The organism is Pseudomonas cerasi, assembly GCF_027983475.1.
In the GTDB taxonomy this organism is placed as follows: domain Bacteria; phylum Pseudomonadota; class Gammaproteobacteria; order Pseudomonadales; family Pseudomonadaceae; genus Aquipseudomonas; species Aquipseudomonas cerasi.
On the sequence record NZ_JAQJVM010000001.1, the window covers coordinates 2,070,539 to 2,090,615 of the forward strand.

Annotated in this window: 21 protein-coding genes; 10 read left to right on the plus strand and 11 right to left on the minus strand. The window is 61.6% G+C overall.

Annotated elements, in window-relative coordinates; all coding sequences use genetic code 11:
• Positions 1–10 precede the first annotated feature (10 nt).
• Entirely contained in the window at positions 11–601 is a 591-nt protein-coding gene (locus PI739_RS08925) for an LON peptidase substrate-binding domain-containing protein (RefSeq protein ID WP_003366428.1), read from the plus strand.
• 84 nt (positions 602–685) lie between these two features.
• On the opposite strand, the gene PI739_RS08930 is transcribed toward PI739_RS08925, so the two are convergent.
• The 6 genes from PI739_RS08930 to PI739_RS08955 all read right to left on the minus strand — a co-directional run bounded on the left by PI739_RS08930 (position 686) and on the right by PI739_RS08955 (position 5,345).
• Positions 686–1,252, minus strand: coding sequence for a DUF4136 domain-containing protein (locus PI739_RS08930; protein ID WP_003366430.1), 567 nt, complete (start codon positions 1,250–1,252; stop codon positions 686–688).
• Between the two features lie 18 nt (positions 1,253–1,270).
• Positions 1,271–1,909: a DUF4136 domain-containing protein gene (locus PI739_RS08935; protein ID WP_054081322.1), complete on the minus strand. Its 639-nt coding sequence runs from the start codon at positions 1,907–1,909 to the stop codon at positions 1,271–1,273.
• 19 nt (positions 1,910–1,928) lie between these two features.
• Positions 1,929–2,678 carry a methyltransferase domain-containing protein gene (locus PI739_RS08940; protein WP_003431865.1) on the minus strand — a complete coding sequence of 250 codons (750 nt, stop codon included), beginning with the start codon at positions 2,676–2,678 and terminating at the stop codon, positions 1,929–1,931.
• Entirely contained in the window at positions 2,675–2,980 is a 306-nt protein-coding gene (locus tag PI739_RS08945; RefSeq protein ID WP_003366436.1) for a MazG-like family protein, read from the minus strand. Before PI739_RS08945 ends, PI739_RS08940 begins: the two co-directional genes overlap by 4 nt.
• A gap of 121 nt (positions 2,981–3,101) precedes the next feature.
• On the minus strand, positions 3,102–3,959 hold the full coding sequence (locus tag PI739_RS08950) for a MaoC family dehydratase (RefSeq protein WP_054081323.1): 858 nt from the start codon (positions 3,957–3,959) through the stop codon (positions 3,102–3,104).
• Between the two features lie 30 nt (positions 3,960–3,989).
• Positions 3,990–5,345 (minus strand): 3-oxoacyl-ACP reductase, encoded by a 1,356-nt coding sequence (locus tag PI739_RS08955; RefSeq protein WP_044310531.1) that lies wholly within the window; start codon positions 5,343–5,345, stop codon positions 3,990–3,992.
• A 108-nt stretch (positions 5,346–5,453) separates the two neighbouring features.
• Here PI739_RS08955 and PI739_RS08960 point away from each other — a divergent pair, with 108 nt between their 5' ends.
• From PI739_RS08960 to PI739_RS08970, 3 genes are all read left to right on the plus strand, one after another.
• The gene (locus tag PI739_RS08960; RefSeq protein ID WP_003431862.1) at positions 5,454–6,731 is read left to right on the plus strand and encodes an acetyl-CoA C-acetyltransferase; all 1,278 of its coding nucleotides are present in this window, start codon (positions 5,454–5,456) and stop codon (positions 6,729–6,731) included.
• A 187-nt stretch (positions 6,732–6,918) separates the two neighbouring features.
• Positions 6,919–7,197 (plus strand): hypothetical protein, encoded by a 279-nt coding sequence (locus tag PI739_RS08965; RefSeq protein WP_003366444.1) that lies wholly within the window; start codon positions 6,919–6,921, stop codon positions 7,195–7,197.
• 32 nt (positions 7,198–7,229) lie between these two features.
• Positions 7,230–8,627, plus strand: a complete 1,398-nt coding sequence (locus PI739_RS08970) for a DUF726 domain-containing protein (RefSeq protein WP_271351719.1) — start codon at positions 7,230–7,232, stop codon at positions 8,625–8,627.
• Positions 8,628–8,634: 7 nt separating this feature from the next.
• Here the strand turns inward: PI739_RS08970 and PI739_RS08975 are convergent, their stop codons facing one another.
• Positions 8,635–9,663: a bile acid:sodium symporter family protein gene (locus tag PI739_RS08975; RefSeq protein ID WP_058416257.1), complete on the minus strand. Its 1,029-nt coding sequence runs from the start codon at positions 9,661–9,663 to the stop codon at positions 8,635–8,637.
• Between the two features lie 85 nt (positions 9,664–9,748).
• On the opposite strand from PI739_RS08975, the gene PI739_RS08980 reads away from it, so the two are divergent.
• Together PI739_RS08980 and PI739_RS08985 are read left to right on the plus strand one after the other, a co-directional pair.
• Positions 9,749–10,552, plus strand: a complete 804-nt coding sequence (locus PI739_RS08980; RefSeq protein WP_003366452.1) for an AraC family transcriptional regulator — start codon at positions 9,749–9,751, stop codon at positions 10,550–10,552.
• A 244-nt stretch (positions 10,553–10,796) separates the two neighbouring features.
• Entirely contained in the window at positions 10,797–11,693 is an 897-nt protein-coding gene (locus tag PI739_RS08985; RefSeq protein WP_003366454.1) for a PA4780 family RIO1-like protein kinase, read from the plus strand.
• A gap of 227 nt (positions 11,694–11,920) precedes the next feature.
• On the opposite strand, the gene cueR is transcribed toward PI739_RS08985, so the two are convergent.
• The 3 genes from cueR to PI739_RS09000 form a co-directional block, all read right to left on the minus strand.
• The gene (gene cueR, locus PI739_RS08990; protein ID WP_003366456.1) at positions 11,921–12,319 is read right to left on the minus strand and encodes a Cu(I)-responsive transcriptional regulator; all 399 of its coding nucleotides are present in this window, start codon (positions 12,317–12,319) and stop codon (positions 11,921–11,923) included.
• Entirely contained in the window at positions 12,316–14,514 is a 2,199-nt protein-coding gene (locus PI739_RS08995) for a heavy metal translocating P-type ATPase (protein WP_271351720.1), read from the minus strand. Before PI739_RS08995 ends, cueR begins: the two co-directional genes overlap by 4 nt.
• A 69-nt stretch (positions 14,515–14,583) precedes the next feature.
• The gene (locus PI739_RS09000; RefSeq protein WP_003366459.1) at positions 14,584–14,964 is read right to left on the minus strand and encodes a hypothetical protein; all 381 of its coding nucleotides are present in this window, start codon (positions 14,962–14,964) and stop codon (positions 14,584–14,586) included.
• Between the two features lie 164 nt (positions 14,965–15,128).
• Here PI739_RS09000 and PI739_RS09005 point away from each other — a divergent pair, with 164 nt between their 5' ends.
• Complete coding sequence (locus PI739_RS09005; protein ID WP_003366461.1) at positions 15,129–15,326, plus strand: heavy-metal-associated domain-containing protein; 198 nt, start codon at positions 15,129–15,131, stop codon at positions 15,324–15,326.
• 137 nt (positions 15,327–15,463) lie between these two features.
• Complete coding sequence (locus PI739_RS09010; protein WP_271351722.1) at positions 15,464–16,660, plus strand: multidrug effflux MFS transporter; 1,197 nt, start codon at positions 15,464–15,466, stop codon at positions 16,658–16,660.
• A 51-nt stretch (positions 16,661–16,711) separates the two neighbouring features.
• On the opposite strand, the gene PI739_RS09015 is transcribed toward PI739_RS09010, so the two are convergent.
• Positions 16,712–17,749, minus strand: a complete 1,038-nt coding sequence (locus PI739_RS09015) for a zinc-binding alcohol dehydrogenase family protein (protein ID WP_271351723.1) — start codon at positions 17,747–17,749, stop codon at positions 16,712–16,714.
• Positions 17,750–17,864: 115 nt separating this feature from the next.
• Between PI739_RS09015 and PI739_RS09020 the strand changes: the two genes are divergently transcribed.
• Both PI739_RS09020 and PI739_RS09025 read left to right on the plus strand, forming a co-directional pair.
• The gene (locus tag PI739_RS09020; RefSeq protein WP_044309507.1) at positions 17,865–18,788 is read left to right on the plus strand and encodes a transcription regulator VimR; all 924 of its coding nucleotides are present in this window, start codon (positions 17,865–17,867) and stop codon (positions 18,786–18,788) included.
• 436 nt (positions 18,789–19,224) lie between these two features.
• Positions 19,225–19,917 carry an ArsR/SmtB family transcription factor gene (locus PI739_RS09025; RefSeq protein WP_003350954.1) on the plus strand — a complete coding sequence of 231 codons (693 nt, stop codon included), beginning with the start codon at positions 19,225–19,227 and terminating at the stop codon, positions 19,915–19,917.
• The last annotated feature ends 160 nt before the right edge of the window (positions 19,918–20,077 follow it).

Consider the following 20,077-nt stretch of genomic DNA (forward strand, 5'->3'; position numbering starts at 1 on the left):
AGGCTTTTCTATGACGCTGCCATTGTTTCCACTGAACGCTGTGCTGTTTCCGGGGTGCGTGCTTGATCTGCAGCTGTTCGAGGCCCGTTACCTGGACATGATCGGCCGTTGCATGAAGCAGGGAGAAGGGTTCGGTGTGGTGTGTATCACCGAGGGAAGTGAAATCGGCCCAGTGCCGGGCGGCTACTCGATGATCGGCTGCGAAGCGCTGGTTACCGATTTTCAGCAGCAGGAGAACGGCTTGCTGGGCATTCGGGTCGTCGGCGGGCGTCGCTTCCGCGTCGTTGCCGCCGAGGTTCAGCGCGATCAACTGTTGGTGGCCGAGGTTGAATGGCTGGAAGAGCCCGTGGAGCGCCCGTTGCAGGAGGAAGATGCTGACCTCGTGGCCCTGCTCGAAGCGCTGGCCGAGCATCCGATGGTGGCTTCCTTGAACATGGGCATGTCTGCCGGTGGGCAATACGCGTTGTCCAACCAGCTTGCCTACCTGCTGCCGTTCACCGAAAAAGACAAAGTGGAACTGCTGGAAATCGACGATCCCGAAGAGCGTCTCGACGCGATTCAGGAATTGCTCGATGAAATGCAGGGCGATCTGCAGGCCTGAGCCCGGATCGCGCTGTTCATTGCCCAAGGCAGCAGAGCGTCTGAAACGCCATGCCGACGCAGTGCATCGGCACGTCAGTCGTGGCTAGCGCGGTGGATACTGCTCCAGAATTTTCGCCACCGTGGTGCGCATGGCCTGATCGCGTTCGGACGGGCTGCCGGCGTTGTCGTTGAGAATGCGCTCGGTGCTTCCACGCCAGACCAGTTTGCCGTCCTTGCCGTCGAACATATCGATCTGCACGGTGCCGACCTTGTAGTCGACGCTGCGGGTTTCGGTGTTCATCGGCCCGTTCCAGTAGCCATAACCACCCCAGGGGTTCCAGCCCCCGCCATAGTTGGTGCTGACCGTCTGCTGACGGTTTTCGACAATCAGCCAGGCCTGCACTTTCAAATCCGGCCGGGCACCGGCTGTTGCCATGCGCAGACCGCGCTGGTCCAGCTGTTCGCCGATCGACTGGCGAAGGCGCTGCTCGGTCAGGTCGCTCTTGAGCCGCGGATCATTGTCAGGCTGATACTGAACGGCGGGCTCCTTCCAGCTCCAGCTGCGATAGCCGCCGAAATCCCGCTGGGCATCGAAGTCGCGATTGATCGAGTTGCTCTGACAGGCCGTCAGCAGCACGGCACAGGTCAGCAGAACGATACGGCGAAACATGGCAGTTCTCCGAAAGGGTTACGAAGGCGGGTAGGCCGCCAGAGCCTGTTGCACGGCCTGGCGCAACGCACTGCTGCGGTCGGCCAGATTATTGCTGGCGCGCGCATCGGCGCTGGCGCTCCATACCGGCTGGTTGCTGCGCGCGTCGATCAGGTTGATCTGCACCACCATGACCTTTTCCTGATAGGTGCGTACCACCGGCACGCTGGCGTAGCCGCCGTAACCGGGCCGGTAGCCATCGTAGCGGCCATAGCCCATGCCGCCCCCATAGTAGGGATCGTAATCTTCACGCACCTGACGCAGCCGGGTTTCCTGGCGGGTCGTGGCAGTGACGTTCAAGTCTGCCGGCTGATTGCCGCGAGCCGGTCGCAAACCACGCTGGTCCAGACCGTTGCTCACGGCTTCGACCACCTGCGCCGAATCCACCCACGCCGTACCGGGCGGCAGCTGGCCGTTGAGCCAGCCCCAGGACCGATAACGCCCATAGTCCCGCGGCGGCGCAGGGTAGGCGCTCATGTCCAGCGTCCTTGCCGCCTGCGCAGGAGCGGGCGGCATGGGCAGAGAGCTGGCGACATACGGGTTGTCGCTCTGGCAGGCGCTGATCCCGAACAGACTGGTCCCCAGCAGCACGGCAAACAAGGCAGAACGGTGTTTCATGGTGGGCTCCGCAGTGATGTCAGACCGGACGGCACATCCAGTGAAGGTATCGACCCAGCCCTGCAAAGGCTGGATGACGCCGATGCGCCAGTTCCATTTCCAGCAGATCCGTCAGCTCGGCCCGAGCCTGGAATTCAACCGGCATGTAATCGTGAAATACCCGCACCCCGCTACGGGTTTCGACTTGCCACAGGCCTTCAAGTTGCGTCGCCAGTTCCCGGGGGTCGAGCGGTTGCTGGGGCGTCAGGCTCTGTTTTTCCCCGGCCATGTCATTCTTGCGCATCTTGCGGAAATGGCCCTTCAACAGGTTGCGATAGATCAACGCATCGCGGTTGTAAAACGCCAGTGATAACCAGCCATCGTCCCTGGTCAACTGGCGTAGCACCGGGAGGATGGTATGCGGCTCGGCCAGCCATTCCAGCACCGCGTGGCACAGCACCAGATCATAAGTGTCGCTCAGTAACTCCGGCAGCGCCTGCCACGGAGCCTGAATGAAGGTTGCCGTCTGTCCGGCATCGGCGAAGCGCTGACGTGCGCCTTCGAGCATCGGCTCGGCGGGTTCGGCCAGGGTTACCTGATGACCCTGTTCGGCCAGCCACAGCGACATGTGTCCCAGCCCGGCGCCGATATCCAGTACACGAAGCGGTCGTGCGGGCAGGGTCTCGGTCAGGTCGGCCTGCAGCACCGCCAGACGAATGGCTCCCTTGGCACCGCCATAGATCTTTTCCGCAAAGCGGGTCGCCAACTGGTCGAAATGCCGATCACTCACTTGGCAAATCTCCGCTCGCTGTCAGCCAGCTTATTACGCACCACCGTGTCCATGTCCAGCCCCAGTTCGCTGCACAGCAGCAACAGGTAGAGGACGATGTCGCCGACTTCCTGGCCGGCGTGCTCCAACTGTTCGGCAGGCAGCTCGCGGGACTGGTCTTCGCGCAGCCATTGGAATATTTCCACCAGCTCGGCCATCTCCACACTGGCAGCCATGGCCAGGTTTTTCGGGCTGTGAAATGGCTTCCAGTCATTCTGGTCGCGGATGCGGTGCAGGCGTTGGGTCAACTCGTCGAGGTTCATCGTGTTCTCCTGAAGACGCATAGCTTCAGGGGGAACGGTTCGCCAGGCAAGTGGGCGTTGAGGTTTGTTCAGCCGTTGATGGGAGCAATGCTCCCGTCAGAGGTGTTCATCCGGCTGTGCGTCACTCGCTGACAGGCTGCCAGCTACCGACCATATGCACGATGCCCTCCTGGCCTTCGACACGGAACTGGCCATGCGAGCCGGCGGCACTGGTCGACAGCGTCACGTCGGCAGGCAGGCGTACAGGCTTCTGGAACTGCACGCTGATCTCGACATTCGAGGCCGGCAAATGCTCGCCCAGTGCCGCGAGCGCACGGGCCTTGAGCCACATGCCGTGGGCGATGGCGCGTGGAAAACCGAACAGCCTGGCGCTGGGGGCGCTGAGGTGAATCGGGTTGTAGTCGCCCGACACCTTGGCGTATTCGCGGCCTATTTGCGCCGACGCCCGCCAGCCTTGCAGCTCGCTGAGCGGTAGCGGCGCGGCTTCGGGATAGCTCACAGGGCTGTCTTCCAGGTGCACAGCGGTGCACAGCATGGTGCTTTCTTCTTCCCACAACAGCCCCATGCCGTCTTCGGCCTGAGTGACCAGGGTGAACGTCGCGCCCTTGGCGTGCGGGCGCAGATCAGTGGCCTGTACGCTGATGTACAACTGGCTCACACCGCCCAGTGGACGATGCGTGCGGGTGCGATTGGCGAGGTGAATCAACCCCAGCAGCGGGAATGGAAAGTCCTCGGAGGTCATCAATTGCATTTGCAGCGGAAACGCCAGCACATGCGGGTAGGTCGGAGGCAGCAGGCTGCTTTCTTCGAAGCCGCAGACCTTGCGGTATGCCTCGAGCTTATCGGTATCGACCGCGATCCAGCTGCGCAAGCCCAGATCGGGTAGCTGCATCCCGGTGACCTTGCGCCTGAGCGCAGCCTGGATGAACAGGTTGGACAGGGGCTGCAGGGAATTGAGGTAGCGCCAGTGAGCCGTCATCATCCATCTCCTTGAATTCGATGCGGGTGCTTAAGCCCCGATCACGTTTTGACCACATACACGTAGAACCTGACCGCTCACCGCGCCGCTGCCCGGCTGGCTGAACCACGCCACTGCTTCGGCAACGTCCTGTGGCGAGCCGCCCTGACCCAGCGAACTCATGCGCCGCCCGGCTTCACGCAGGGTGAACGGCATGTGCGCGGTCATTTTCGTTTCGATGAAGCCCGGCGCGACGGCGTTGATGCTGATGCCGCGTGACTTGAGTCCGGGTGCCATGGCCCGTGCAAAACCGATCAGACCGGCCTTGCTGGTGGTGTAGTTGGTTTGCCCGCGATTACCGGCGATACCGCTGATCGAGGCCATGAGCACGATGCGGGCGTTGTCCTTTAAGGCTCCCGCGTCGAGCAGCACTTGAGTCAGCACTTGCGGCGCATTGAGGTTGACCGCCAGTACCGAGTCCCAGAAATCTTCCGGCATGTTGACCAGCGTCTTGTCGCGCGTGATGCCGGCGTTGTGCACCAGTATGTCGACGCCATCGGGCAGGTGTTCGAGCAACTGTGCCGGAGCATCCGCCGAGCAGATATCCAGCGCCAGAGCCTGACCGCCAAGCCGCGAGGCCAGTGCCTCCAGCTCGTTTTTGGTCTGCGGTACATCCAGCAGAATGACCTGCGCACCATCACGTGTCAGGGTTTCGGCTATAGACGCGCCAATGCCGCGTGCAGCGCCCGTTACCACTGCCTTGCGTCCGGCCAGCGGGCGGGTCCAGTCCTGCACCTTGCTCGTGCAGGCTCTCAGGTGGACGAACTGGCCGGAGATGAACGCAGCCTTGGGCGTGAGGAAAAAGCGCAGGGCGCCCTCCAGTTGATCCTGCGCGTCGTCATCCACTTGCAGCAGTTTGACCGTGGCGCCGTTGCGCACTTCCTTGGCCAGTGAGCGGCTGAAACCTTCGATGGCCTGTTGAGTGCTGGCGGCCAGCGGATCATCGAGTGTCTCGGGGGATTTACCGAGAATGACCACATGTGCGCAGTGATCGAGATTGCGCAGCAGCGGCTGAAAGAAGTCCCGCAACTGCCTGAGCTGCTCGGTGCGCAGGATCTGGCTGGCGTCGAACACGACTGCTTTCAGGCGCGGCCCCTGGTTGGACACCCACGTCGTGGCACCGGGCATCTCACTGCCGAAACTGTACAGCGAGTCGGTCAGGCGGCTGGCGAACTGGCGGACCTGATCCCCCAGCGGCCCGGCGCTGATCAGCAGCGTCCCTTCGACGGGCCGCAGACGTCCGGCCTGCCAGCGCTCCAGGTGAGTGGGGGCGGGCAGACCGGCGGCCTTCACCAGGCGCCGACCCATGTCGGAGTTGGCGAAATCAATGTAGCGATCTGACGGCATGGAACACTCTCCTGAAGTCGGGGTTCAAAGGAATGGACCACGGTGGCATGACGTTTGTTCTTGCGATCGGCACTGCTCATTCATTCGCTTGAAGAAAGGGAGTTTTCCATGACGCATCCTCGTCGGGTCGCCATCGTCGGCGGTAACCGCATTCCGTTCGCGCGCTCCAATGGCCCTTACGCCACGGCCAGCAATCAGGACATGCTCACGGCTGCTCTGGAAGGGCTGATCGAGCGCTTCAATCTGCACGGGCTGCGCATGGGCGAGGTGGTGACGGGTGCGGTGCTCAAGCACTCCAGAGACTTCAACCTGACCCGCGAATGCGTGCTCGGCTCGCGGCTCTCGGCACAGACCCCGGCCTACGACATTCAGCAAGCGTGCGGTACGGGGCTGGAAGCGGCGTTGCTGGTGGCCAACAAGATCGCTCTGGGGCAGATCGAGTGCGGCATTGCCGGCGGCGTGGACACCACATCCGATGCACCGATCGGCGTCAACGAGGGGCTGCGCAAAATCCTGCTGCAGGTAAACCGCAGCAAGACGCCCGGTGACAAGCTCAAGGCCCTGATGCAGCTGCGTCCACACCACCTCAAACCGGAGCTGCCGCGTAACGGCGAGCCACGTACACGCTTGTCGATGGGTCAACATTGCGAGCTGATGGCGCAGACCTGGGGCATAGAGCGCGGGCCGCAGGATCAACTGGCGCTCGAGAGCCATCTGAAAATGGCGGCAGCCTACGCCGAGGGCTGGCAGGATGATCTGATGACGCCGTATCTGGGGCTGATCCGTGACAACAACCTGCGTCCGGACCTGACGCTTGAAAAACTGGCCAGCCTCAAGCCCGCGTTCGAGCGCAGCGCCAAGGGCACCTTGTCGGCGGGCAATTCGACACCGCTGACCGATGGCGCATCGGTGGTGTTGCTGGCCAGCGAGGAATGGGCTCGCGAGCGGGACCTGCCGGTGCTGGCCTATTGGCGCGATGGCGAAGCTGCGGCGGTGGACTTCGTCAACGGAGCAGAAGGGCTGCTGATGGCACCGGTCTACGCCGTTCCGCGTCTGCTGGCCCGCAATGGCCTGACCCTTCAGGAATTCGATTACTACGAAATTCATGAAGCCTTCGCCGCGCAGGTGCTGTGCACCCTCAAGGCCTGGGAAGACGCCGATTACTGCAAGACCCGTCTGGGGCTGGATGCGCCGTTGGGGTCTATTGATCGCAGCAAACTGAACGTCAAGGGCAGCTCACTGGCTGCCGGCCACCCGTTCGCCGCAACCGGAGGCCGCATCGTCGCCAACCTGGCCAAGCTGCTGGATGCGGCAGGCAGCGGGCGTGGACTGATCTCGATCTGTGCCGCAGGCGGCCAGGGCGTGACGGCAATTCTGGAGCGTTAGGCAAATGGCTGGGGTCATGGGCATAATCCACAACTGAACTACGCAGAGCACTGGCACGATAAGTGTTCTTCCGGGCACCTATCGTTCCTCACGCTCCAGCGTGGGAATGCATGCCGTGACGCTCCGCGTCGCATCCGTGCGCGGGATGATCAATCAGCATTGTTGGCCTGTAACGTTGAGGTAAGGCATGGGGTTCATCATTGGGGTATCGGTACTTCTGATTCTGATCGGCACCGTGCTCTATCTGTTCGACAAAGGCGCGCGGACTCGCTGGCTGAGGCCCTATATCGGGCTGATGCTGATCGGTTTGCTGATCGGCGGGATGGGCTTGCTGGTGGGGCTGGTCTCCGATGAAACGGAGGCTTACTTCCTGCTGGTGGCCAAATGGGTCATCGCGGTGACCGGTATCATGTTCTGCCTGCGACTGATCGTACTGATCGCCAAGCGCTTCATCGCCAGAAATTGAGCGTGTAAACCGCCCATGTGTGACAGGACAACGTGGAAAATCACTTCAAATTTCTGACCCTGCCCAAGACATCGGGCGAGGTCGCCAACGTCTTCATTCACGGCTATTCGTCAGGGCATGATCTGGATGACCGACGCCTGTTGGCCAACAGCATCCCCGGTGCATTGCGCCAGAGTGTGAACATTCTGGCGTTCTGGCCATCCAGCCATTTCACCCAGATGGACAACCGTTCCCGTGGTCTGCTCATGGCTGCTGCCCGTGTGCACCCGCTCGCGGGCGCGGCGGCGTTGGCGGGGGACCGGGTCGTTCACTTCGCGCGCATCCGCAACCGTGCCCGCGACATGGGCAAGGTGCTGTTTGCACAGCTGGATCGCTACCTGTTCGAGCATCATCCCGACGTCAGGCGGGTCAATCTGATCGGTCATTCACTGGGCGGCCGGCTGCTGGTCAGCGCGCTCAAGGACCTTCAGCAGACACCCGAGCACGGGCTGGTGGTGGGCGATGTATTGCTGATGGCCGCTGCCGTGCGTATCGATGCCGCCGAGGCCGAGCTGCTCAAGCAGAGAATCAGCGGACGGCTGATCAATGCGTATTCCACGGAAGATCATGTGCTCTTGCTGAACCTGGGCGAGAAGAGCCTGGGACGCACGCCGGTCGAGCACTTCGAGAACGTGCGCATGCAGGGTTATCGCCATCACCATTACTGGCAGCGCTTGCAGGAAGTGCTGATTGCGACCCGCTTCCGTGGCTGTGAAGGGCTGGAAACCGGCGTTGCGGTGCTACCGACCATGACCCGCGACCCGGTTTTGCAGGACGTCTGGTTGCACAGCGTTCTGGCCCGTTCGCCGGACTACGTGCTGGAGGCGGCCATCAAGCACTTGCGCAGCAGTCGCTGGACGCGCCTCAAGGCCACTGAAGCGGACCGTACGTACGCATTCGTGCGTGAATTCCAGCTGGTCGCCGGGCATTTTCTGATCAATGCCGCCCGGCGTCGCGGCGTGCCCTATACGCGAGTGTTGGGCATGCTGGCGCGGCAATACGGTCTGGGCGACGCGCTGCACCAATGTGCGACGGTGGTTGAAGTGGAAGAGCTGCTGCTCAGGACGTTCTTTCGCCATGCGTTTAACAGCGCGCACCCGCTGGTGCAGATGCCGCGCGCCAGTGTCCGCGCGATGAGCTGGGATATCTATGCCGCGCATGTCGATGCACTGGCCGAGCGCCTGACCGTGGCAGCGTTTTTCAAGACCGCGCAGCCCGACGAGGCGCCCGGCGCGGTCAAGGGCTTGCTGGGTGCAATTCGCCAGGCCCCGGTGCAACGCCTGCTGACGCACTTCGGCACTGCGCTGCGGCCGGGTTATTCCGCACTGATCCCTACCGTGGCGATCGTCTTCTATGCGCGCGTCACACTGGATGATGACGCGCTGATGTAAGCCGCATTCACGCGGCGCGAGCCTCTTCCAGCGCGGCGGCCGAAAGCTCTTGGCGATGGCGACTGGCGTAGCTCTCGGCGATGATCGAGCACACGATCAACTGCATCGGGTGGTAGATCATGATCGGCAACAGAATCAGGCCAAGCCCCGGGCTGCTGCCGAAAATCAGTGCAGCCATCGGCGCACCCGCGGCGAGGGATTTCTTGGTGGCGCAGAACACCGCCGCGACCTTGTCGGCATGATCGAACTTGAGTAGCCGCGCCGTGCGGGTGGTCATCAACAGGATCACCGCCAGCAGCAGCGCGGTGCCGACGAACGCCGTCAGGATCACGCTGTTGCCCTGGCTTTGCCACATGCCGGAGATCATCGAGTTGCAGAACGCCGCGTACACCAGCAGCAGAATCACCAGCTTGTCGATCAGGTTGGTGTACTTCTTGTGACGGGCGAAAAATTTGCCCAGCAACGGCCGCATTAGCTGGCCAAGCACCAGTGGCAGCAGGAGCATGGCGCACAGGTCGAGCAGCGTATCGCCCAGATCGATCCCGCCAGCGCCGGTGCCGACCACCAGGCTGACCAGCCACGGGGTGATGAAAATCCCGATGACGCTGGACATGCTGGCGTTGAGAATCGCTGCCGGGACATTGCCGCCTGCGCTGCCGGTCAGTGCCACCGAAGACGAAATGGTCGAGGGCAGGGCGCACAGGTAGAGAAAACCCAGCATCAGCAGCGCCGGCACATACGAGCCCAGCAGTTTTTGGCACGCCAACCAGATCAGCGGGAACACCACGAAGGTGAAGACCTGGATCATCACGTGCAGGCGCCAGTTGGTCAGGCCTTTCTTGATCTGCTCGCTGGACAGGTTTACCCCATGCAGAAAGAACACCACGAACACGCCGACCTTGATGACGTATTCAGCGTGCATGCTGCCGCCGGTAGCGCCGAAACGTGGGAAGAAGTAGGCGAGCACCGTCGCCAGAACCATGCCCCAGAGGAACCAGTCGGTAGCGACGCGTTTGAAGTGTTTGAGTGATTGCATGCGGGGTCCGTAGAACGTTTGTACACAGAGATGCGTGCAGGCTACTCTGTTGCGCCATAGCCGTCTTGCGACATAAGGCCATAAGATGCCGAGTAACGGACAGATCAATCAGCGGCAGCCTACGGGCGAGCGGCAGATACCGGCATTGGCCGGCCTGCCGCGCCCGCTGTATGCCCGTGCTGAAAGCCTCACTGCCGGTTCGTGGACGCCGCCCCATCGCCACGACTGGGTGCAGTTTTCCTACGCCATCAGTGGGGTTCTGGGGGTGCATACCGCCGAGGGCAGTTTCTTTGCGCCGCCGCAGTGGGGCGTCTGGGTGCCTGCCGGGCTTGAGCATGAGGTGGTGACCTCCATGCGTGCCGAAATGCGCAGCCTGTACATTCGCACGGCAGATTCGGGGTGGGCACCGCAGCGCTGCAGGGTGCTGGAAGTCACGCCACTGGCCCGTGAGCTGATCAAGAGCTTCTGCCTTCTGCCCGTGGATTATCCCGAGCAGGACAGCCATGAGGCGCGGCTGGTGCAGGTCCTGCTGGATCAACTGGCGCAGTTGCCCGAAGTCGGCTTTTCACTGCCGTTGCCGCGTCATCCGCGTTTGCTGGGGCTGTGCAACGAGTTGATCGAGGAGCCGGGTCGGTTGATTACCCTGCACGACTGGGCCGCCCGTCTAGGGACCTCAGAGAAAACCCTGATGCGCCTGTTCCAGCGGGAAACCGGATTGAGCTTTCGCGGCTGGCGGCAGCGGGCACGGTTACTGTCTTCGCTTTCTGCACTGGAAGAGGGCGCCAGTGTGACGCATACCGCGCTGGCCTGCGGTTATGACTCGACGTCAGCATTCATCGCTGCGTTCAAGGGTTTGTTCGGTCACACCCCCGGTGACTTGTTCAAGTAAGGCCGGGATGCCTTGTGCACTAACGAGTGCATCCAACACTGTTTTTTCTGCTTTTACATGTTTTGTCCCGGAATATCTTCGACCTGCTGTACGGCACGAAAGGTGCTTTAAACCGGGGGATTGCGTGGTTTTTTCTTAAAAAACCTTTCAATCCACAGGGGGTTACCCCTACTCGCTGGCGGAGGATTGCCGTATAACGGCAACAATCGCGTATCTGGCAACAAAGGACCCACAATAAAAGCTGATGAAAACTCCTAAACGCATTGAACCCCTGATCGAAGACGGTCTGGTCGACGAGGTGCTGCGCCCGCTCATGAGTGGTAAAGAGGCAGCTGTTTATGTGGTGCGTTGCGGCAATGAGCTGCGGTGTGCCAAGGTTTACAAGGAGGCTAACAAACGCAGTTTCCGTCAGGCGGCCGAGTATCAGGAAGGCCGCAAGGTACGCAACAGCCGACAGGCCCGCGCCATGGCCAAGGGCTCGAAGTTCGGGCGCAAGGAAACCGAAGACGCCTGGCAGAATGCCGAAGTGGCTGCGCTGTTTCGTCTGGCCAGCGCAGGTGTTCGGGTGCCCAAGCCGTATGACTTCCTGGAAGGCGTGCTGCTCATGGAACTGGTGGCCGACGAGTACGGCGATGCAGCGCCGCGTCTGAACGACGTCGTGCTGGAGCCGGATCAGGCGCGCGAGTATCACGCATTCCTGATCGAGCAGATCGTGCTGATGTTGTGTGCCGGTCTGGTGCACGGTGACCTGTCCGAGTTCAACGTGCTGCTGGCGCCGTCCGGCCCGGTCATCATCGACTTGCCGCAAGCGGTCGATGCCGCGGGCAACAACCATGCGTTCAGCATGCTGGAGCGCGACGTCGGCAACATGGCGCTGTACTTCGGCCGCTTCGCTCCGGAGCTCAGAAAGACCAAGTACGCCAAGGAAATGTGGTCGTACTACGAGGCAGGCACCTTGTCGCCCGCCACGGTGCTGACCGGCGAATTCGATGAGCCGGAGGACGAAGCCGATGTGGGCGGCGTACTGCGCGAAATCGAAGCCGCCCGCCTCGACGAAGCCCGTCGCCAGGCAGCTCGCGCGGCAGACGATGCGCCACCAAGCAAATCCACCGAAGAACCACCACCGCCGTGGATGCAGTAAAGCCCTTTCGCGAGCAGGCGCGCTCCCGCAGGGAGTGCGTGTGGCAGGCGCTCCGTCGAGTGATGCAGTAAGTAAGACCACTGTGGGAGCGAGCTCGCTCGCGAAGGCGATTGATCAGACACGCTGTTTTCGGAGCCTGTACGGGCCCTTTCGCGAGCAAGCTCGCTCCCACGGAGCGCGTGCAGGCGCTCCATCGAGTGGATGCGGTGAGACCCTTGTGAAAGTGGCTAGCAGCACCCGCCCGACGCCAGGTCCTTGAGGATCGGGCAGTCGGGGCGGTCGTCGCCTTGGCAATGTTCCACCAGTTCCTGAAGCGTATCGCGCAGGCTCGCCAGTTCTTCGATCTTCTTGTTCAGCTCGGCAATGTGTTGCCGGGCCAGTGCCTTGACGTCGGCGCTGGCCCGCTGGCGGTCCTGCCAGAGGGTCAGCAGTTTGCCGACTTCTTCCAGCGAAAACCCCAAGTCCCTTGAGCGCTTGATGAACGCCAGCGTGTGCAGATCGTCCGCGCTGTACACGCGATAGCCGCTGTCGCTGCGATGCGCCGCCTGCAACAGGCCGATGGATTCGTAATAGCGGATCATCTTGGCGCTCAAGCCACTGTTTTTCGCCGCTTGACCGATATTCATGGTGCGTCCTCCAGGTCGCGGGGTTTCCAGGTTTTCAGCAGCAGCGCATTGCTCACCACGCTGACACTCGACAGCGCCATGGCCGCGCCCGCCAATACCGGATTGAGATAGCCCAGCGCCGCGAGCGGAATGCCGATCAGGTTGTAGACGAACGCCCAGAACAGGTTCTGGCGGATTTTCGCGTAGGTCCTTCGGCTAATGTCGAGGGCGGCCGGAACCAGTCGCGGATCGCCGCGCATCAGGGTGATGCCCGCTGCATGCATGGCGACATCGGTCCCGCCGCCCATCGCTATACCGACATCCGCCGCCGCCAGCGCCGGAGCATCGTTGATGCCGTCACCGACCATCGCGACCACATGATGGCTTTTCAGTTGAGTGACGGTGGCCGCCTTGTCGGCAGGCAGCACTTCGGCATGCACGTCGTGTATCCCCAATGTCCTGGCAACCACTTGGGCACTGCCACGGTTATCGCCAGTCAGCAGATGGCTGGTGATGCCCCGCGCATTCAGCGCTTTGATCGCCTGATCGGTTCCGGGCTTGAGCGTGTCACCAAAGGCAAACATGCCGATCACCTTTGGCTCTGGAGCCTGCTCGATCAGCCAGGACAGCGTGCGCCCCTCGGCTTCCCAGATGCGCGCGGACTCGGCCAGATCGCCCATTGGCAGGCCGCTTTCCTCCAGCAAGCGTCGATTGCCCAACGCTAGCTCACGGCCCTCGACGGTGCCAGCGATGGCCCGACCGCTCAGGACGCGGCTGTTTTGCGCGGCATCAGGCTTGAGTTGCCATTCATGACACACATCCAGCACTGCTTTGGCCAAGGGGTGTTCACTGCCGCGTTGCAGCGCCCCCGCCAGTTGCAGAAGGTGTTCTTCATTGCCCAGCACCGCGCTCATGTTGGTGATACGCGGCGTGCCCGAGGTCAGCGTGCCGGTTTTGTCGAACACCACGGCATCGACCTCGTGAGCCCGTTCCAGCGCTTCGGCGTCCTTGATCAGAATGCCGTAGCGCGCAGCCACGCCGGTCCCGGCCATGATCGCTGTCGGCGTCGCAAGGCCCAGCGAGCAAGGGCAGGCGATCACCAGTACAGCGACGGCATTGATCAGCGCGACTTCAAGCGAGGTACCGACCAGCAGCCAGCCGACCAGCGTGAGCAAGGCAATCACCAGTACGGTCGGCACGAACACCTGGCTGACTTTATCCACCAGTTTCTGGATCGGAGCCTTGCCTGCCTGGGCGTCCTCGACCAGACGAATGATGCGCGCCAGCACCGTTTCTGCGCCCAGCGCTGTGGTCCTGATCAGCAATTGGCCTTCGCCATTGATAGCCCCGCCGGTGACCTTGTCGCCCGGTTGCTTGACCACCGGCAGGCTTTCACCGGTGATCAGCGCTTCGTCGGCATGGCTGCGGCCTTCGACCACTTCGCCGTCCACCGGAAAGCGTTCGCCGGGTTTGACCAGCACCCGATCATCAAGCTGCAGCGCGCTGATAGCGACGTCCTGTTCGAGGCCGTCGACCACCCGCAGGGCACGCTCCGGGCGCAGTGCTTCAAGGGCACGGATAGCACTGGCGGTCTGGCGCTTGGCGCGGCTTTCCAGGTATTTGCCCAGCAGCACCAGCGCGATTACCACCGCCGATGCTTCGAAATACAAATGCGGCGTTGTGCCAGGCGCAGCGTGCAGCCATTGATAGACGCTCAGGCCGTAGCCGGCGCTGGTACCGATGGCGACCAGCAGGTCCATATTGCCGGCACCTGCGCGCACGGCTTTCCAGGCGGCCACGTAAAAGCGTGCGCCAAGGATGAACTGCACCGGCGTCGCCAGCGCAAACTGCACCCACGCGGGCAGCATCCAGTGCACGCCCAGCGGGGTCAGCAGCATCGGCAGGATCAGCGGCAGCGCCAGCGCGATGGCCAGCAGCAAGGCCCAGCGCTCGTTATGCAAGTGACGGGCTTTTTGATCGGCTTCGGCGTGACGATCCTGGCTCAGGGTGGCGCCATAACCGGCGCGGCTGACGGCGTCGATCAGGGTTTGCGGGTCGGTGTGCGCTGCGGTGTCTACATGGGCGCGTTCATTGGCCAGGTTGACCGTTACGCTGTTGACCCCCGGCACTTTGGCCAGGGCACGCTCGACCCGACCTGCGCAACTGGCGCAGGTCATGCCGCTGATCGGCAGGTCGAAGGTGGTGGTGTCTTGCATGTGAATCACTCCCTGAGGCTGGCTGCCTGCAAGGATCAACCTTGCCATATGGGCAAGGTCAAGCGCGAATCAATAGTTGAGGTCGGCTTTCTTGAGGTACAGCCCGTTGAGGTCGGTAGCAATGCGGTACTTGAGGATATCCCCGGAGCGCAGCTGAATCTTGGTGCTGCGCGGCGCTTCCATGCCGGGTTCACAGCCCACGACATTGCCGCGCAGGGTGCTCAGCCGCACCGAGACTTCACCTGCCGGCAGGTTGAAGGACACCGAGTCTTCCTGAAACAGCCTGCCGGCCAGGCGGTCCTGAACGTAGATGCCGATCTCGCAGGAAGTCGCGACTTCCAGGCGCTCGCGGGAAATGATCAGGATGCCGTAGTCCTGAGCCGCCTGAGTGGCAGGGGTGATAGCCAGGAAACCGAGAATGCTGAAGAGGCTGACTGCTGACCAGCGCATCGCTGATACTCCTGATGTAAATGTGGCTGACGGTATAGGTGTCGATCACTCAGCTTGGCTCACGATTACGCCGAATGCCAGCCCGGCAGCAATGACAGAAACTTGACCTTCCCATGATGACAAGGTTGAAGATGCTCACTGTTCATCACTGAAGGAGTGACACCATGCAGTTATTCAACGTTCAAGGCATGACCTGCGGGCACTGTGTTCGCGCGGTGACCGAGGCCATCAAGCATGACGATCCGAGCGCCGATGTTCAGGTCGAACTGGCCAGTAAACAGGTCAAGGTGCAAAGCAGTTTGTCGCCCGAGCGGATTGTCAGCCTGATCAGCGAAGAGGGTTATCAGGCGCAGCCGGCATGATCCAGACCCGGGAGATCAAGGCGGTCTCCCGGTCTGTAAACATTGAAAAATTTTGAATTAATTCCCCCGTCCGTCGTTCTCTGCAAGGTAAGCCGGGTAAACTAGCCCGTTGCTCTGCATCCGTTAATGGACACCCGATGAATCTACGAACGATCCTTATCCTTGGCTCATTGAGCGCCTTCGGCCCTCTGGCCATCGACTTCTATCTTCCTGGCTTTCCGGCCATGGCCTCGTATTTCGGGACCGATGAAAAACACGTACAGCTGACCCTGGCGGCCTACTTTCTGGGGCTTTCCCTGGGGCAACTGGCCTATGGTCCGGTGGCTGACCGATTCGGTCGGCGCATTCCGTTACTGGTTGGCGTGACCCTGTTCATGCTGGCCTCGGTCGCCTGCGCCTTTGCGCCGAGTCTTGAATGGCTGATCGCTGCACGCTTCGTACAGGCGCTGGGTGGCTGTGCCGGAATGGTCTTGTCGCGCGCCATCGTCAGCGACAAGTGCAACGCTGTCGAGTCGGCCAAGGTCTTCTCGCAACTGATGCTGGTCATGGGCCTGGCACCGATTCTGGCTCCCATGCTGGGCGGCGTGCTGGTCAGCACCTTTGGCTGGCAATCGATCTTCGTCAGCCTGGCCCTGTTCAGCGGTGCCTGTCTTGGGGCCGTCGCACTGGGGTTGCCGGAAAGCATGCCGGCCACCACGCCGCGCCAGCCGTTGAGCGGCGCGCTGGGCCAGTACCTCAATCTGTTCAAGGACGGCGTGTTCATTGGTCATGCGCTGACCGGTGGCATCGCCATGGCCGGGATGTTCGCCTACGTCGCGGGCTCGCCGTTTGTGTTCATCAAGCTGTATGGCGTGCCTGCCGAGCATTACGGCTGGCTGTTCGGGATGAATGCGGCGGGCTTCATTCTGGTGGCGCAGATCAATGCGCGTATTCTGCGCAAGACCGGTCCGGCGTTTTTGCTGTCGCGCACGGTCTGGATCTATCTGGCTGCGGGGCTGGTGTTGCTGGCGATCAGCTTGCTGCGCACCGAGGCGCTTTGGCCGCTGCTGGTGCCGCTGTTCATTTGTGTGGCGAGTCTTGGGTGCATCATCCCCAATGCATCGGCCTGCGCCATGAATGGCCAGTGGGCGCGCGCGGGCAGTGCGTCGGCGTTGCTGGGATGCCTGCAATTCAGCGTTGCCGCCGTCGCCGCCAGTCTGGTGGGCTTGCTGCATGATGGCACGGCCACGCCAATGGCGCTGGTCATCAGCCTGTGCGGCGTGCTGACTGTGGGCATCTCGGTGCTGACGCGCCGTGCACAGGCACGGCGCGACGCATCGCTCCAGACCGCCTGATCGCCAAAGCGGTGGTGTCAGTCGCGCCGGGCGTGACTGATACCATCGACTTCACACGGCCCAGACCTCTGTGGCTCCGAAACCTTCCAGTACGACCTTGCCCTTGGCCTTGCCGCTTTCCAGCAGGGCATGAGCGCGGCGCAGGTTTTCGGCATTGATGGTGCCGAAGTGCTCGCCAAAGGTGGTTTTCAGCGTACCGGCGTCGATCAGCTCGGCAACCCGGTTGAGCAGGTTGTGCTGCTCGATCATGTCCTCGGTTTCAAACATCGACCGGGTGTACATGAACTCCCAATGCAGCGACAGGCTCTTGCGCTTGAGTTTCGACACATCCAGCGATTTGGGGTCGTCGATCAGCGCCAGCTTGCCTTGTGGCTTGAGTGCCTCGACGAGCTGATCCAGATGCTGTTCGGTCTGGGTCAGGCTGGCCACATGAGTGACGTGGTTCAGGCCGACGCGCTTGAGTTCTTCGCTCAGCGGCTTGCTGTGATCCAGCACATGGTGCGCGCCCAGTTCGCTGACCCAGCTTTCGGTCTCGGGCCGCGAGGCGGTGCCGATGACTTTCAGCGAGGTCAGTTTGCGCGCCAGTTGGGTGAGGATCGAACCCACGCCACCGGCAGCACCGACGATCAGCAGGCTGTGTGCGCCTTCACCTTTTTGCTGCGGGATCTGCAGTCGCTCGAACAGCAGTTCCCAGGCGGTGATGGCTGTCAACGGCAGCGCCGCCGCATGGGCGAAGCTCAGGGTCTTGGGCATGTGGCCAACGATGCGTTCATCCACCACGTGCAACTCGCTATTGGCACCTGGCCGGGTCAGAGAGCCTGCATAGAACACCTTGTCGCCCGGCTTGAACAGCGTGACCTGGCTACCGACGGCTTTGACCACTCCGGCCACGTCCCAGCCCAGCACCTTGCCTGCACCGTCCTCAGGCTGGACGTTCTGGCGGATCTTGGTGTCCACCGGGTTGACGGAGATGGCCTTGACCTCGACCAGCAGATCGCGATCGCCAGCCACCGGCTCGGGCAGCTCGATATCCTGCAATGATTTCACGTCGCTGATGGGCAGGGACTGATAGTACGCAATGGCTTTCATGTCAGGGGCCTCTCCGAAAGAAAATGATGAAGAGATCATTGGCTATTTCCAGCAAAGATAAAACCCGCTAAAACGGCAGGCTCTTTCAATTTTATTTTGATAATACGGGGCCTTGATGCTGCGTTTTGATGACTTGCAGTTGTTCGTACGTGCAGCGGATCTGGGCAGCCTTTCTGCCGCAGCGAGGGTCATGGACCTGTCTGCGGCGGTTGCCAGCGCGGCGCTCAAGCGTATCGAACGGCAGTTGGGCGCGCGCTTGCTGGCCCGTTCGACGCGCAGCCTGCGCCTGACTGCCGAAGGCGAGGGGTTTCTGGAATACGCGCGTGCTGCGCTGGGCAGCCTTGAGGAGGGGCGGCGTTTGCTGGCCAGCAGCCAGGACCGTTGCGAGGGCGTGCTGCAACTCTCGGCGCCATCGGACCTGGGGCGCAACGTGCTGTTGCCGTGGCTCGACGAATTTCAACAGCAGCATCCGCAACTGACTGTGCGTCTGCTGCTGGGTGATCGTATTGCCGATCTGTTCCGCCAGCCTGTCGACGTGGCGCTGCGCTACGGCGAGCCGGAAGACTCCAGCCTGGTCGCACTGCCGGTTTTGCCTGACAACCGCCGGGTACTGTGTGCGGCGCCGAGTTACCTGCAGCGTCATGGCGAGCCGCATCAGGTCGAGCAACTGGCGCAGCATAACTGCCTGCTGTTCATGCTCGGTGATCGCGTTCATGACCGTTGGACGCTGAACGACGGCAAGCGCGAAATAAGTCTGACGGTCAGCGGCAACCGGTTCAGCGACGATGCCGACGTGGTGCGCCGCTGGGCGGTGGCGGGCGAAGGTGTGGCATACAAATCCTGGCTGGACGTGGCCGCTGATGTGCGGGCCGGGCACCTGAAAGTGTTGATGCCCGACCTGATCGGGGAGCGGGCGCCATTGAACCTGTTGTGCGCGCATCGGGCGCAACTCAGCAAGCCTGTCATTCTGTTACTGGAAATGCTCAGGTCACGGTGTAAGCAACATGCTGTAAGTCTGTCGTCCGCCAGCGTGTTTTAATCGCCGCGCCCCAGTAGGAAATGGCCTTCGGAAATGTCGGAAAATATAATTTTCGAAGGCCGTTCAATAACGCGAAGTTTCGCTGCCGGAACAAAGTTGAAACTGACTGTTGTTGAGTGGATTTGGCATTTTTGTCATAGCCATTACGCTTGTCTTTTTAATCCTCTTTTGACGTGTCGCTGCAAACCCCTTGAATAGAGGGGTTGCGGTGTATTCGCGGGAATAACTTGATGTTGATAGAGCACGCCATACTTGGGCGATTTTTTGCGTTGTGATGCGCCCACCGTGTGTAAGAGGCGTTTTTCACCCAACGGGGGCGGAGGGCATAGAGTTTATACTTGTCATGACATATAAGAGCCACGTTCAACTCTATCGAGGCGTGATTGCTTTCACCCAGTCATCACCATAGATGAATGTTTCAACAGGGAGTGAACACATGGAATACGGACCTTGCATCAGCCAGATCGCAACCTTGCTGGCTGACCCCAAGCGCAGCGCAATGATCTGGGCACTGATGGATGGTACTGCTCGCCCTGCCGATGAATTGGCAATCCTGGCGGGACTCTCGACTTCTTCTGCCGGCGCCCATCTGGCGCGGCTGACCAGTGGTGGTCTGTTGAAACAGGAGGTCCGCGGCCGCAAGCGCTTCTTTCGCCTCGCTGCGCCGGAAGTGGGGGCGGCGGTCGAGGCCTTGGCCTGTGCTTCGCTGGCCAGTGCTGAACAGATCAATCGTCGCTTTGCCCAGCCTGCGCCGCCCTTGCCGCTGCGCCGCGCAAGAGTCTGCTCCGATCATCTGGGTGGCGAGATGGCTGCCGAGCTTTATCAGCGCCTGCTGGAGGCGGGCTGGATAGAACAGCAGGAGAAGCGCGTCGAAGTTACCAGCAAGGGTGTGGCCAGATTTGCCGAACGCGGTATCTACATTCCCGCACTGGCGCAACGCAAGCGCGAAACGGTGTGTGTCTGTCCGAAATGGAACGATAGCAACCCGCATCTGGGCGGCGCGCTGGGGGCGGGGTTGTTGCAGCTTTTCATTCAGATGGGCTGGCTGCGCACCACTGAAGAGTCCAGCACCTTGCAGGTCTCATCCAGTGGGCAGCGGGAAATCAGCAAGATCGCAGCGGCGGCCTGACGGGAGCGGCAGGTGTGGCGCGCTCCACCACTAACGTACCACCGGTCCGCGTCGGCACGCAGTTCTGCGCGCTCCGCGTTCTCTTGCGACGCAGAGCGTCGCGAAAGGCATTCCCACGCGGAGCGTGAGGAACGATGGAGGCGCCTGCCCCACCACTATC

What these genes read in the sequence shown, in the direction of transcription:
- PI739_RS08950 (WP_054081323.1), bottom strand. Translation starts at nt 3,959, where the DNA reads ATGACGGCTCACTGGCGCTACCTCAATTCCCTGCAGCCCCTGTCCAAC.
- PI739_RS09010 (WP_271351722.1), top strand. Translation starts at nt 15,464, where the DNA reads ATGAATCTACGAACGATCCTTATCCTTGGCTCATTGAGCGCCTTCGGC.
- PI739_RS09025 (WP_003350954.1), top strand. Translation starts at nt 19,225, where the DNA reads ATGGAATACGGACCTTGCATCAGCCAGATCGCAACCTTGCTGGCTGAC.
- PI739_RS08955 (WP_044310531.1), bottom strand. Translation starts at nt 5,345, where the DNA reads ATGCCGTCAGATCGCTACATTGATTTCGCCAACTCCGACATGGGTCGG.
- PI739_RS08980 (WP_003366452.1), top strand. Translation starts at nt 9,749, where the DNA reads ATGCCGAGTAACGGACAGATCAATCAGCGGCAGCCTACGGGCGAGCGG.
- PI739_RS09015 (WP_271351723.1), bottom strand. Translation starts at nt 17,749, where the DNA reads ATGAAAGCCATTGCGTACTATCAGTCCCTGCCCATCAGCGACGTGAAA.
- PI739_RS08930 (WP_003366430.1), bottom strand. Translation starts at nt 1,252, where the DNA reads ATGTTTCGCCGTATCGTTCTGCTGACCTGTGCCGTGCTGCTGACGGCC.
- PI739_RS09005 (WP_003366461.1), top strand. Translation starts at nt 15,129, where the DNA reads ATGCAGTTATTCAACGTTCAAGGCATGACCTGCGGGCACTGTGTTCGC.
- PI739_RS08945 (WP_003366436.1), bottom strand. Translation starts at nt 2,980, where the DNA reads ATGAACCTCGACGAGTTGACCCAACGCCTGCACCGCATCCGCGACCAG.
- PI739_RS09020 (WP_044309507.1), top strand. Translation starts at nt 17,865, where the DNA reads ATGCTGCGTTTTGATGACTTGCAGTTGTTCGTACGTGCAGCGGATCTG.
- PI739_RS08985 (WP_003366454.1), top strand. Translation starts at nt 10,797, where the DNA reads ATGAAAACTCCTAAACGCATTGAACCCCTGATCGAAGACGGTCTGGTC.
- PI739_RS08925 (WP_003366428.1), top strand. Translation starts at nt 11, where the DNA reads ATGACGCTGCCATTGTTTCCACTGAACGCTGTGCTGTTTCCGGGGTGC.
- PI739_RS08995 (WP_271351720.1), bottom strand. Translation starts at nt 14,514, where the DNA reads ATGCAAGACACCACCACCTTCGACCTGCCGATCAGCGGCATGACCTGC.
- PI739_RS08935 (WP_054081322.1), bottom strand. Translation starts at nt 1,909, where the DNA reads ATGAAACACCGTTCTGCCTTGTTTGCCGTGCTGCTGGGGACCAGTCTG.
- cueR (WP_003366456.1), bottom strand. Translation starts at nt 12,319, where the DNA reads ATGAATATCGGTCAAGCGGCGAAAAACAGTGGCTTGAGCGCCAAGATG.
- PI739_RS08975 (WP_058416257.1), bottom strand. Translation starts at nt 9,663, where the DNA reads ATGCAATCACTCAAACACTTCAAACGCGTCGCTACCGACTGGTTCCTC.
- PI739_RS08960 (WP_003431862.1), top strand. Translation starts at nt 5,454, where the DNA reads ATGACGCATCCTCGTCGGGTCGCCATCGTCGGCGGTAACCGCATTCCG.
- PI739_RS09000 (WP_003366459.1), bottom strand. Translation starts at nt 14,964, where the DNA reads ATGCGCTGGTCAGCAGTCAGCCTCTTCAGCATTCTCGGTTTCCTGGCT.
- PI739_RS08965 (WP_003366444.1), top strand. Translation starts at nt 6,919, where the DNA reads ATGGGGTTCATCATTGGGGTATCGGTACTTCTGATTCTGATCGGCACC.